Source organism: Corallococcus aberystwythensis (genome assembly GCF_003612165.1).
Taxonomy (GTDB): domain Bacteria; phylum Myxococcota; class Myxococcia; order Myxococcales; family Myxococcaceae; genus Corallococcus; species Corallococcus aberystwythensis.
Genome location: NZ_RAWK01000289.1, coordinates 1 through 12,197, shown reverse-complemented (window position 1 = coordinate 12,197; position 12,197 = coordinate 1). Strand labels below are relative to the sequence as shown.

The following is a 12,197-nucleotide window of genomic DNA, read 5'->3' as shown; positions in this document are numbered from 1 at the left end:
GGGCAGGGGCGCGGAGGCGGGGGCCGCCGCATGGCCCGGCGCCGCCGCGAAGAGGAGGACAAGGAGTGCGACCCACCGCGAGAAGACCTTCACGGGTTGGAACTCTACAGCCCCGCTCCCCTTCGCGGCACCCCGTGCGTTGACCGGGCGTCCCGTCCTCCCGCGAGCGCTTCCCCGAGGCCCGGGAGTGGGCTAAGGGGCGCCGCATGCCGTCCGACGCCGAAGCCTTCTTCACCGTCCTGGAAGAGCTGGTCGACCAGGCCCGTCACCGTCTGCACGCCTGGAAGGTCCAGCAGGAAGCGGTGCCGCCCGCGCCCGCCGCCGTGCTGAACGCCGAGCCCCCGCGCCCGCCCGGTGTGAAGACCGCCACCGCGCGCGTGGACCCGGCGACGATTCTCAAGGCCTCGGACCTGGCCCCGTACATCGACCACACGCTGCTCAAGCCGGAGGCGCGCGCCGAGGACGTGGTGCGCGTGGCCGAGGAGGCCCGTCAGTACGGCTTCGCCACCGTGTGCGTGAACAGCTGCCACGTGGCCACCGCCGCGCGCGTGCTGGCCGGCGCGTCCGCCGTGCCCATCGCCGTGGTGGGCTTCCCGCTGGGCGCCGCGCTGCCGTCCGCGAAGGCCTTCGAGGCGCGCGAGGCCATCCGCGCGGGCGCCCGTGAAATCGACATGGTGCTCAACCTGGGCGCGCTCAAGGCGCACGACTACCAGCGCGTGCACCAGGACATCTCCGCGGTGGTGGAGGCCAGCCACCCGCTGCCCGTGAAGGTCATCCTGGAGACGGGCCACCTCACGGACGAGGAGAAGGTCGTCGCGTGCGCGCTGTCCAAGGCCGCGGGCGCCGCGTTCGTGAAGACGTCCACGGGCTTCGGGCCCGGCGGCGCCACGGTGAAGGACATCGAGCTGATGCGCGCGGTGGTGGGCGATGACGTGGGCGTGAAGGCCTCCGGAGGTGTGCGGTCCGCGGAGGACGCCGTGAAGCTGTTGCGCGCGGGCGCCAACCGCCTGGGCGCCTCCGCGTCCGTGGCCATCGTCACCGGGCAGATCTCCACCGCGCAGTACTGACTTCTTCCGGAGCCCTCACCGTGACCCCGAAACAGCGAGAGGATTTCCTCCAGCAGTTGCTCGCGCTCCACGCGGAGCTGACCGGGAAGACGCCCCTGCGCATCGAGCCCAACCGCACCGACGAGGCGCGCGTGGGCGGCGACGAGGACGAGCAGCCCCTCAACGAGATGATGCAGGCCATCGCCTCCAGCCGGAACCGCAACACCGACGGCACGCTGGCGCGCGTGGTGAAGGCCCTGGGCAAGCTGCGCGAGGACCCGGACTCCTTCGGCGACTGCGAGGAGTGCGGCGAAGAGATTCCGATGGGCCGGCTCAAGGCCATGCCCTACGCGGAGTTCTGCGTCGCGTGCCAGAACAACAAGGATGGCCCCAAGGGGCCGGTGCGCCGCAAGCACCTCACCGACTACAAGGGCTGAAGCAGCCCCTTCTTCAACCACGAGGCAACGCGCGATGGACACGACCGGACTCAGGGAGCGGGCGGAAGCCTGGCGCAAGGCGGATCCGGATCCGGAGACCCAGGCGGAGCTGGCCAACGTGCTCGCGAAGTCGGACTGGGCGGACCTGGCGGACCGCTTCGCGCAGGACCTGGAGTTCGGCACCGCGGGCCTCCGCGGCGTGCTGGGCGCCGGCCCCAACCGGATGAACCGCGCCGTCGTGCGCCGCACCACCGCGGGCCTGGCGCGCTACCTCAAGGCCACCGTGCCGGACGTCACCACGCGCGGCGTGGTGGTGGGCCGCGACGCGCGCCGCTTGAGCCGCGAGCTGGCGGAGGACACCGCCGCCGTCTTCATCGCGGAGGGCATCCCCGCGCACGTCTTCCCGGAGCCGGTGCCCACGCCCGTCACCGCGTTCGCCGTGCTGCACCTCAACGCCGCCGCCGCGGTGATGGTCACGGCCAGCCACAACCCGCCCGAGTACAACGGCTACAAGGTCTACTGGGGCAACGGCGCGCAGATCGTCCCGCCGCAGGACGTGGGCATCGCGGAGGCCATCGCGAAGGTGGAGCCCGCCAACGAGGTCCCCCTGCTCACGCCCGCGCAGGGGCGCGCGAAGGGGCTGTGGCGCGACCTGCCGGAGGACGTGGGCAACGCGTACCTGCGCGCCATCCTGGACCTGCGCCTGTACCGCAAGGGCAGCGACACGCTGTCCATCGTCTACACCGCCATGCACGGCGTGGGCGGCGCGTGGGCGGCGCTCGCGCTCAAGGAGGCGGGCTTCCCGCGCGTGACGCCCGTGGCCGAGCAGCAGCAGCCCGACGGCCGCTTCCCCACCGTGCGCTTCCCGAATCCCGAGGAGCCGGGCGCCATGGACCTGTCGCTCGCCACCGCGGAGCGCGTGAAGGCGGACCTGGTGCTCGCCAACGACCCGGACGCGGACCGGCTGGCGGTGATGGCGCGGGATGCGTCCGGGAAGCTGCGGCTGCTCACCGGCAACGAGGTGGGCGTGCTGCTGGGCCACTACGTCCTCACGCAGGGGACGAAGCGCGCGCGCCCGCACGTCGTCACCACCATCGTGTCCTCCACGCAGCTGGGCGAAATCGCGCGCGGGCTGGACGCCGCGTACGACGAGGTGCTCACCGGCTTCAAGTGGATCGCCAACCGCGCGCTGGAGCGCACGGCGAAGGAAGGCACGCAGTTCGTCTTCGGCTACGAGGAGGCGCTCGGCTACACCGTGGGCACCGCCACGCGTGACAAGGACGGCGTGGGCGCGGCGCTGGTGATGGCGGACCTGGCCGCGTGGTGCGAGGCGCGCGGCGTGACGGTGCTGGGCTACCTGGAGGAGATCCAGCGCCGCTTCGGCCTGCACGTGGGCGCCCAGCGCAACGTGACGCTGCCCGGCGCGGCCGGCGCGCAGACCATCCGCGCCATCATGGAGGCCTTCCGCGCGTCACCGCCCGCGAACATCGGCGGCACCCCGGTGAGCGCCGTGCGCGACTACCAGAAGGGCGAGGGCGGCCTGCCCCCGTCCAACGTCGTCGCCTTCGCGCTGGAGGGCGGCGGCCGCGTCACCCTGCGCCCCTCCGGCACCGAGCCCAAAATCAAATACTACTTCGAGCACAAGGAGACGCCCGCCCCCGGCGAGCCGCTCCCCCAGGCCCGCCAGCGCGCGGAAGCGAAGCTGGCGGCCCTCATCGACGCCTTCCTGGCCCTGGCCCGCGAGCGCGGCCAGCCGGCCTGAGTCCTGAATCACCCTTCAACTCAACCCCCTGGGTCGTGTCCTCCCGTGTCACGGCCCTTCGCAGAAAGGAACCGCGTGAAGCGCTTCATTCCTGGTTTCCTCCTGGCCGTGCTCCTGGCCGTCCCCGGCACCGCGATGGCGCGCGGGCAGGGCTGGTCCCTGCTGGCGGCGGAAACCGTCGGCTCGGGCCGCAACATGTTCAGCGCGCAGATTGGCTTCCCGGGCCTGTCGCTGGGCCTGCTGCACGGTGGCTCGGACAACGTGGATATTGGCGGCAAGTTCAGCTTCAACTGGGGCCGTGAGGGCCTGGTGGACGCGTCCGACGCGGGCCTCAAGCTCCAGGGCTGGCTGCGCGTGATGATCGCCAAGACGGACAAGGTGGCCTTCGCCATCACGTTCCAGCCGGGCCCGTTCATCTACTTCCCCCGGGGGAACACGCTCTTCGGCATGTCGCTGCCGGTGGCGTTCGTGGTGGGCATCCCCGTGGGCAGCGCGCTGATGATCAACGCCGGCATCGACGTGCCGTTCAACGTCTACATCGGCGAGGGCATCGGGCCGGTCATCCCCATCCTCTTCGGAGGCGGCCTGGAGTACTTCGTGAACAACAACCTCAACGTGAACTTCAACCTGCGGATGGGGCCCTCCATCGTCCCGCGCTTCGACGACAGCTACTTCACGATGGAAGCGCTGGCGGGCGTGGCCTACCGCTTCTAGCCGGCTTCGCGCGGGCGGGGACGCGTTCCCCGCCCGTGCGGCGGCTTCAAGCGGCTACCAGGACGACGTCTGCTCGGGCAGCTCCACCGTGAAGGTGCTGCCCAGGTTGACGCGGCTCTTCACGGTCAGCTTGCCGCCCATGCTCTCCACCAGGGTGCGCGCCACCGTGAGGCCCAGGCCCACGCTCTTCTCCGGGGCCTTGGTCGTGTAGTACGGCGAGAAGATGGCCTGCAGCTCGTCCTCGAAGATGCCGATGCCGGTGTCCTTCACGAAGAGCTGCGGGCCGAAGTCACCGAACATGTCCGGCATCTCCACGCCCACGTGCACCACGCGCGGCCGGTCCTTCACGTCCTCCACGGCATCCACCGCGTTGCAGACGAGCTCCGCCACCACCTGCTCCACCTGACGGCGGTTGAACACCACCGCGATGGGGTCCTCTGGCAGCACCGCGCGCACGTCCGCGCGGCCCAGGCGCCCGGCGGCGCGCAGGCGCGACACCACGTCCGGCACCACCTCCCGCAGGTCGAAGCGCTGGATGTCCTTGGGGCAGCTGGGGCCCAGGGACAAGAGGTGCTGGCCGTGCAGGCGCATCTGCTCGCCGGCCACGCCCAGCTTGAGCAGTTCGTCCGTGTCCGGCGGCAGCCCCAGGGTGGCGCGCGAGCGCACGTGCTCCAGCGCCCGCTGCAGGCCCACGCCCAGCTGGTCCATCTGCGTGGCCAGGTCCGCGGCGAGCGTGCCCACGCGCGCCAGGCGCTCCATGCGCACCCAACGCGTGCGCGGGTCCTGGAGCACTTCCCGAACGCCGCCCTGCTCGCGGTGCGCCTTGAGCTCCAGCAGCGTGTGGACGCGCACCTTCAGCTCCAGCGGGTCCAGCGGTTCGGTCGTCAGCAAGTCGTCCACACCTGCCTCCATCACCTCGCGGCGCGTCTGGCGGTCCGCGGAAGGCGTGAGCATGAGGATGGGGAACTGCGGCGGGGACAGCTCCTCGCGGAGGCGGCGGTACGCGGCCAGGCCCACCGTGCGGGCGCGGTCCACGTCCAGCAGCACCAGGTCCGCGGAGTGGCGCGACACCGCCTCCAGCGCGGCCGTCGTCCCGTGCGCGGGCAGCACGTCGTAGCCGGCCGGCGTGAGGATGGAGCGAACCCGCTCCACTCCGCCGGACTCCACTCCGACCGCGATCACCCGCGGGCGGTGGGGTGACGTCGAGCCTGTTCCCGTCGTCTGCATGTCACGCCACCCCGGCCTGGAAACCGGGTCCGCCAACGCCCGGAGGCGTCGTCTCGAACCCGGGGGACCGCGTCCCGGAACCGCACAGGCCCACCTGCTGCGCCTGCTCGCTGTCCGTTACGCAATCCGACATGGGCGCACTCCCTTGCCAGCGCCATGCCGAACGTCCACCCGATGGCAGATCAGCCCACACTGGAAACGCAGAAAAACGCGCCCCAGTAAGGTCAGGGGGTTGGCGGATCACCCGGAAATGACCAGACGCATCAGGACGGGTGAGCACTTCAGATTTGGCAGGTCGAACCTGACCAAAAGTGCGTTCAGACCCGGGTGCGAGAATACCCGGGCCCTCTCAAAATGGTCAGCGGGATTCCTGCTCGTACGGGGTACCCAGCGCGGCGGGGGCATGACCTCGCTGACCCTGGAGCGCGAGGACGAGGAGGGTCAACAGGTAGGGCAGGGCGAGCAGGAAGCCCTGGGGAACCAGGTCGAGGAGCCAGGGAGCGCTGGAGGCCAGACCGATTCTCAGCGCGTTGCCGAAGGCGAAGAAGAGCGCCGCGGCGAAGGCGCCCAGCGGCGTCCAGCGGCCGAACACCATCGCGGCCAGGGCCATGAAGCCCAGGCCGGCGGGGGTGTGCTGTTCGAAGCGGTCCAGGACGGCGGTGGACAGCACCGCGCCGCCCAAGCCGGCCATCAGCCCGCCGCCCAGCACCGCGCCCCAGCGCAGGGCGGGCACGGACAGGCCCAGCGTGGCCACCGCGTGCGGCTTGTCACCCACGGCGCGCAAGCGCAGGCCCAGCGGCGTGCGCGACAGCAGCAGGTGGAAGAGGAAGGGCAGGGTGAGCGCCAGGTACGTGGGCGCCGCGTGGCCGGACAGCGCGCCCAGCAGCGGAACGTGGGACAGGCCCGGGAGGTTCCAGCGCGACAGCTGGGTGATGGCGGGGGTGCCGTTGGGGCCGTAGAGGGACTCCAGGAGGAAGGTGCCTCCCGCCATGGCCACCAGGTTGAGGGCCATGCCGGAGACGACCTGATCCGACCGCCAGCGGATGCTCAGGAACCCGTGCACCCCGGCGATGCCCGCGCCCGCGGCCATTCCTACGAGCACCGCGAGCGGCGTGGGCATCACCAGCGCCGCCACGGCCGCGCAGAAGGCGCCGGTGCGCATCATGCCCTCCACGCCCACGCTCACCACGCCGGCGCGCTCGGAGAGCATGGCGCCCAGCGCGGCGAACACCAGGGCGGGGGCCGCGTCCAGGGTGGAGAAGAGGAGCGAGTGGAACACCTCAAGCACGGGGCACCTCTGCTCCGGCCTGGGCCGGCCCCTGTGCCTGGGCGCGCTTCTGGCGCCGCGCCAGCAGCGCGAGCCACACCATGCGGCCGGCGACGAAGAGCAGCGCGAAGCCCTGGATGAGCTCCGGGAAGCTCTTATGCACGCCGAGCAGCTGCATGCGCGTGCCGCCCGCGCGCAGGATGCCGAAGACGGCCGCGGACAAGGCCGCGCCCAGCGGGTGGTTGTTGCCGATGAGCGCGATGGCGATGCCGTCGAAGCCATAGGGCGCGCCCAGCGAGCCCGGGTAGCGGCCCTCCGTACCCAGCACCAGCACCGCGCCCGCCAGGCCCGCCAGCGCCCCCGCGAGCGCCATGGCCCCGCCCGCACGCCACAGCGTGGGGATGCCCGCGGCCCGGGCCGCTTCCGGGGTGAGGCCCACGGCGCGCGTCTCGTAGCCGGAGCGCGTGCGGGACAGCCACACCCAGACGCCCAGCGCCGCGGCGAGCGCCAGCGGGAAGCCCAGGTTGAGGCGGGAGCTTTCACCCAGCAGCCGGGGCAGCTGCGCGCTGGGGAGGATTTCAGCGGTGCCGGTGATGGACGACGCGCCCTCCGCCACGGCGCGCAGCGGCCCGATGACGAGCCAGTTGTCCACGAGGCTCACCGCCACCCAGTTGAGCATGATGGTGGAGATGACCTCGTGCACGCCGCGCTTGAGCTTCAGCACGCCGGCGATGCTCGCCCACGCCGCGCCCGCCAGCGCGGCGGCAAGAAGGGCCAGCGGAACGTGGAGCACGCCCGGCAGCGACACGTGCGCGCCCACGAGCGCAGCGGCCAGCGCGCCCCAGATCATCTGCCCCTGCGCGCCGATGTTGAACAGGCCCACCTTGAAGGCCACCGCGACGGACAGCCCGGTGAGGGTGAGCAGCGCGGCCTTCATCGCCGACTCGCCCAGGGGGCGCAGCACGGTGGTGCTGCTGCCGCCGTCCAGGAACGCGGGCCAGTTGCCCACGCCACCCCAGAGCATCTGGAGGTAGGCGCGCGTGGCGGTGTCCGCGTCGCGCGTGAAGGCGATGGTCAGCCAGCACACCCCGAGCGCCAGCAGCACGGAGAGCACCGACGGCAGCACCTGCCGCGTCCGCTCACCCATGGCTTGCCTCCGCGCCCAGCATGCGGCGGCCCAGCTCGCGCTCGTCCAGGTGCTCGCGCGTGAAGTGCCCCGTCACGCGGCCTTCGTAGAGGACGTAGACGCGGTCGGACAGGGCCAGCACTTCCTCCAGGTCCAGCGACACCATCACCACTCCCGCACCCCGGCCCCTGGCCTCGCGAAGGCGCGCGTGCACCTGCGCCACCGCGCCAATGTCCAACCCGCGCGTGGGCTGCACGACGACGAGCAGCTTCGGATCCGCGTCCAGCTCCCGCGCCACCACGACCTTCTGCTGGTTGCCGCCGGACAGCGCCTGGAGCGCCACCGTCGGGTCGGGCGGGCGCACGTCGTAGCTGTTCAGCAGCTGGTTCGTGCGCTCGCGGCGGCCCTTGAAGTCCACCCAGGGCCCGCGCGCGAATGGCGGCTGGCGGTGCCGGCCCAGGGCCACGTTCTCCTCCACCGTCATCGCCTTCACCACCGCGCGGGCCAGGCGGTCCTCGGGGACATGGCCCACGCCGCGCGCCTTCGCCAGCGCCGGAGTGAGCCCCGCGAGGGGACCGCCCAGCAGCGTTCCTTCGCCGCCGTCCAGCTTGCGCAGGCCCGTGAGCACTTCGGCCAGTTCGCGCTGTCCGTTGCCGTCGACACCGGCGATGCCGACGATTTCACCCGCGCGCACGGTGAGGCTCACCCCCTGGAGCGCGGGACGGCCGTTCTCACCCGTGGCCCGCAGGTCCTTCGCTTCGAGGAGGACCGGGCCCGTCGCCGCTTCCTGGGTGCCGGACGCGGCAGCGGGCACCCCGGTCATCGCGGCGCCCTTGGAGCCCTCGCCCACCATCAACGAGGCCAGCGCGGAGACGGTGGTCTCGCTGGCGCGCACCTCCGCCACGGTGCGGCCCCGGCGCATCACCGCCACGCGGTCCGCCACGCCCAGCACCTCCTTGAGCTTGTGGCTGATCAACACCACCGTGCGGCCCTGCGCCACCAGTCCGCGCATCACCTGCGACAGCTCGTCGGATTCCTGCGGCGTGAGCACGGCGGTGGGCTCGTCCAGGATGAGCACCTGCGCGCCCCGGTGCAGCGCCTTGACGATTTCGACCTTCTGCTGCGAACCCACCGTGAGCGTGTCCACGCGCGCACGCGGGTCCAACTGGAAGCCGAAGCGCTTCGCCGTGGCCGCCACCTCGTCACAGGCGCGGTCCAGGTCCAGCAGGCCGCGCTTCGTGGGCTCGCGGCCCAGCACCACGTTCTCCGCCACCGTCAGCGTGGGCACCAGCATGAAGTGCTGGTGCACCATGCCGATGCCCCGCGCGATGGCGTCGCGCGGGCTCTTGAACCGCACCGGCTTGCCCTCCATCAGGAACGTGCCCGCGTCCGGGTGGTACAGCCCGTAGAGCACGTTCATCAGGCTGGACTTGCCCGCGCCGTTCTCGCCCACCACGGCGAGCAGTTCCCCCGGGACGATGTCCAACGACGCGTCCTCCAGGGACACGCACGACCCGAAGCGCTTCGCGATGTGCTGGAGGGAGATCAGGGCTGCGCGACCTGGTAGGAGGACAGCTCCGTCTGCGTGCCCGGCACGGAAATCTTCCCGGCGAGGATCTGCTGCCGCAGCGACTCCACCTTCTGGAGCGCCTCCGCCTTGCCCGGGAACTCCACGCGCACGTCCGCCATGCCCACGCCGTTCTCCTTGAGCCCCAGCACCTGCTCGCCCGCCGTCAGCTTGCCGTCCACCAGGTCCTTCGCCGCCTGGTACACGGCCAGGTCGCTGTGCTTCACCATGGACGTGAGGATGGCGTCCGGCGCCAGGTGCGACTGATCCGAGTCCACGCCGATGGCGAACACCGTCTTGCCCGCCGCTCGCGCCTCCTTCACTGCCTGGATGACGCCCAGGCCGTCCGTGCCCGCCGCGTGGAAGATGACGTCCGCGCCCTTGGCGATGAGGTCCTGCGCCACTTCCTTGCCCGCGGACACGCTGTTGAAGCTGCCCGTGTACACGGCCATCAGCGCGTCCGCCGCCTTCGCGTTCGTGGTGCGCACGCCCGCGCGGTAGCCCACGTCGAAGCGCTTGATGAGGGGCACCTCGATGCCGCCCACGAAGCCCACCTTGTTCGTCTTCGTCACGAGCCCCGCCAGCGCGCCCACGAGGAAGCTGCCCTCCTGCTCCTTGAAGAGCACCGTGCGCACGTTGGGCAGCGACTTCGGCTTGCCCTGCGCGTCCAGCAGCTGGCTGTCGATGAGCAGGAACTTCGCGTCCGGGTTCTCCGTGGCCACGTCGCGCACCGCGTTGGCCAGGAGGTACCCGTTGCCGATGGTCAGCTTCGCGCCCTGCTCCACGAGCAGCTGGAGGTTGGGGGCGTAGTCCTCCTGCGCCTTGCTCTGGAGGACCAGCGGCTGGATGTTCAGGGGCTTCACTTGCGGTGCGAGCGCCGCCAGGTCGGAGGAGATGGACTCCTTCACCATGGCGGCGGGGGCGTGCACGTACTTGCCGCCCTCGTAGCGCTTGTGGGCGGCCCACAGCTCCAGGCCTCGCAGGGAGGCGTCGTTGAACGAGTGGTCACCCCGGCCACCCACGTCGATGACGAGCCCCACGACGACGGGCTTCGCGTCGCTGGGCTTCGTGCCGGGGATGGCCTGGGCGACCGCCTTCTTGGCGTCATCGGACTGCTTGGAACAGGCGCACAGGAGCGCGGCCAGGGCGAGCACGTGGAGTCGGCGGAGCATCATGGGCTCCACTCTCTACCAGATGCCGCCGGGGCTTTCCCTTCCCGCGAGGGGTGCATGGGGAGGGGACTTCCTGCTATGGCCTTGCCCCGTGCAACCCTACGAGCTCATCAAGGCCAAGCGCGACGGCGGCAGGCTGGACCCGTCGGACATCCAGGCGTTCATCCAGGCGTACACCGCCGGCACCGTGGCCGACTACCAGATGGCCGCCATGTGCATGGCCATCTTCTTCAAGGGGTTGGACTCGCGGGAGCTGGGGGCGTGGGCCCGCGCCATGCTCCACTCCGGGGAGGTCCTGGACCTCTCCGACACGCCGGCCATCAAGGTGGACAAGCACTCCACCGGCGGCGTGGGCGACAAGGTGTCCCTGAGCCTGGCGCCCCTGGCGGCGGCCTGCGGCGTGCCCGTGCCCATGATTTCCGGACGCGGCCTGGGCCACACCGGCGGCACCCTGGACAAGCTGGAGTCCATCCCCGGCTTCAACGTGAACCTGTCCACCGCGGACTACCGCCGGCTGGTGCGCGAGGTGGGGTGCTGCCTCATCGGCCAGACGGCCCAGGTGGCCCCCGCGGACAAGAAGCTCTACGCGCTGCGCGACGTGACGGCGACGGTGGACTGCATCCCGCTCATCGCGTCGTCCATCATGAGCAAGAAGCTGGCGGAGGGCATCGACGCGCTGGTGCTCGACGTGAAGGTGGGCAGCGGCGCCTTCATGAAGACGGCGGACGACGCGCGCGTGCTGGCCCGCACCATGATTGGCCTGGGCGCGGAGATGAACCGCAAGGTCGTGGCCCTGCTCACGGACATGGATCAGCCCCTGGGCCGCCAGGTGGGCAACGCCCTGGAGGTCCGCGAGGCCGTGGACATGCTCCGCGGCGAGGCGCCTGACGACTACACCGAGATCACCTACGCCCTGACGGCGGAGATGCTGGTGCTGGGCAAGAAGGCCGCCACGGTGGAAGAGGCGCGCGGGATGCTGCGCCGCTCCGTGGAGGACGGCAGCGCCATCAAGAAGCTCAAGGAGATCGTCCAGTCGCAGGGCGGCGACCCGCGCTCCATCGACGACTATTCGCTGTTGCCCACCGCGAAGGCCACGACGGACGTGGTGGCGCCGCGCGACGGCTTCGTCACCGGCATCCACACGGAAGGCGTGGGGCTGGCGGCGGTGGCGCTGGGCGCGGGGCGGCAGCGGGTGGACAGCCGCATCGACCCGGCCGTGGGCTTCACGCTGCTCAAGAAGGTGGGCGACGCGGTGAAGCAGGGCGAGCCCGTGGTGCAGGTGCACTACAACGACGCGAAGCCGGTGGAGGACGTGAAGGCGCGGTTGCTCGCGGCCTACCGGTTTGGCGACCAGGCGCCCGCGGCCCGCCCCCTGGTGCTGGAGCGGCTGGAGTAGTTACGCAATCGTCATGGCCTCCACGTTCCGCGATCTGCTGTCAGAGGTGAAGAAGGAGATCCGCGAGGTCTCCCACGAGCACGTCCGTACGCTGCTGGTCGCCGGCGCGAAGGTGAAGCTCATCGACGTGCGCGAGGCGGACGAGTACGCGGCCGGACGGCTTCCGGGCGCGGTGCACATCCCCCGCGGCTACCTGGAGCTGCGCATCGAGGAGAAGGCGGACCGGGACGACGAGCTGGTCCTGTACTGCGCGGGCGGCACCCGGAGCGCGCTCGCGGCCCGGACGCTGCGCGAATTGGGCTACACGCACGTCTCTTCGCTGGCCGGGGGCTACAACCGCTGGAGCGACGTGGCCTACCCGGTGGAGAAGCCCGTGGTGCTGTCCGCCGAGCAGAAGGAGCGCTACCGCCGCCACCTCATCCTCCCGGAGGTGGGGGAGGAGGGCCAGGCGAAGCTCCTCCAGTCGAAGGTGCTGCTGCTGGG

11 protein-coding genes are annotated in these 12,197 nt (G+C 71.3%); 6 read left to right on the top strand and 5 right to left on the bottom strand.

Going from position 1 to position 12,197, the window contains the following annotated elements; genetic code table 11:
* Positions 1-206: 206 nt before the first annotated feature.
* The 4 genes from deoC (at position 207) to D7W81_RS34385 (ending at position 3,959) form a co-directional block, all read left to right on the top strand.
* Positions 207-1,067, top strand: coding sequence for a deoxyribose-phosphate aldolase (gene deoC / locus D7W81_RS34400; protein ID WP_120559623.1), 861 nt, complete (start codon positions 207-209; stop codon positions 1,065-1,067).
* Between the two features lie 20 nt (positions 1,068-1,087).
* Positions 1,088-1,483, top strand: a complete 396-nt coding sequence (locus D7W81_RS34395) for a TraR/DksA family transcriptional regulator (protein WP_120559622.1) — start codon at positions 1,088-1,090, stop codon at positions 1,481-1,483.
* A gap of 34 nt (positions 1,484-1,517) precedes the next feature.
* Complete coding sequence (locus tag D7W81_RS34390) at positions 1,518-3,245, top strand: phospho-sugar mutase (protein WP_120559621.1); 1,728 nt, start codon at positions 1,518-1,520, stop codon at positions 3,243-3,245.
* Between the two features lie 75 nt (positions 3,246-3,320).
* A complete protein-coding gene (locus tag D7W81_RS34385) occupies positions 3,321-3,959 on the top strand; it encodes a hypothetical protein (RefSeq protein WP_208721576.1) in 639 nt (212 codons plus the stop codon).
* A 54-nt stretch (positions 3,960-4,013) separates the two neighbouring features.
* Here D7W81_RS34385 and D7W81_RS34380 read toward each other — a convergent pair whose 3' ends face one another.
* From D7W81_RS34380 to D7W81_RS34360, 5 genes are all read right to left on the bottom strand, one after another.
* A complete protein-coding gene (locus D7W81_RS34380) occupies positions 4,014-5,111 on the bottom strand; it encodes a sensor histidine kinase (RefSeq protein ID WP_244227613.1) in 1,098 nt (365 codons plus the stop codon).
* A gap of 433 nt (positions 5,112-5,544) precedes the next feature.
* Positions 5,545-6,474 (bottom strand): ABC transporter permease, encoded by a 930-nt coding sequence (locus D7W81_RS34375; protein WP_120559618.1) that lies wholly within the window; start codon positions 6,472-6,474, stop codon positions 5,545-5,547.
* Positions 6,467-7,600: an ABC transporter permease gene (locus tag D7W81_RS34370; RefSeq protein ID WP_120559617.1), complete on the bottom strand. Its 1,134-nt coding sequence runs from the start codon at positions 7,598-7,600 to the stop codon at positions 6,467-6,469. Before D7W81_RS34370 ends, D7W81_RS34375 begins: the two co-directional genes overlap by 8 nt.
* Positions 7,593-9,086 carry an ABC transporter ATP-binding protein gene (locus tag D7W81_RS34365; protein WP_120559616.1) on the bottom strand — a complete coding sequence of 498 codons (1,494 nt, stop codon included), beginning with the start codon at positions 9,084-9,086 and terminating at the stop codon, positions 7,593-7,595. The genes D7W81_RS34370 and D7W81_RS34365 overlap by 8 nt, the downstream gene beginning before the upstream one ends.
* Positions 9,087-9,124: 38 nt before the next feature.
* Positions 9,125-10,318, bottom strand: coding sequence for a BMP family lipoprotein (locus D7W81_RS34360; protein WP_120559624.1), 1,194 nt, complete (start codon positions 10,316-10,318; stop codon positions 9,125-9,127).
* A gap of 91 nt (positions 10,319-10,409) precedes the next feature.
* Here D7W81_RS34360 and D7W81_RS34355 point away from each other — a divergent pair, with 91 nt between their 5' ends.
* Together D7W81_RS34355 and D7W81_RS34350 are read left to right on the top strand one after the other, a co-directional pair.
* Complete coding sequence (locus D7W81_RS34355; RefSeq protein WP_120559615.1) at positions 10,410-11,714, top strand: thymidine phosphorylase; 1,305 nt, start codon at positions 10,410-10,412, stop codon at positions 11,712-11,714.
* 13 nt (positions 11,715-11,727) lie between these two features.
* The coding region (locus D7W81_RS34350; protein WP_279637884.1) for a rhodanese-like domain-containing protein at positions 11,728-12,197 on the top strand (470 nt) is incomplete at its 3' end.

Coding starts and splice junctions, on each gene's coding strand:
- deoC (WP_120559623.1), top strand. CDS start 207: ATGCCGTCCGACGCCGAAGCCTTCTTCACCGTCCTGGAAGAGCTGGTC.
- D7W81_RS34390 (WP_120559621.1), top strand. CDS start 1,518: ATGGACACGACCGGACTCAGGGAGCGGGCGGAAGCCTGGCGCAAGGCG.
- D7W81_RS34370 (WP_120559617.1), bottom strand. CDS start 7,600: ATGGGTGAGCGGACGCGGCAGGTGCTGCCGTCGGTGCTCTCCGTGCTG.
- D7W81_RS34360 (WP_120559624.1), bottom strand. CDS start 10,318: ATGCTCCGCCGACTCCACGTGCTCGCCCTGGCCGCGCTCCTGTGCGCC.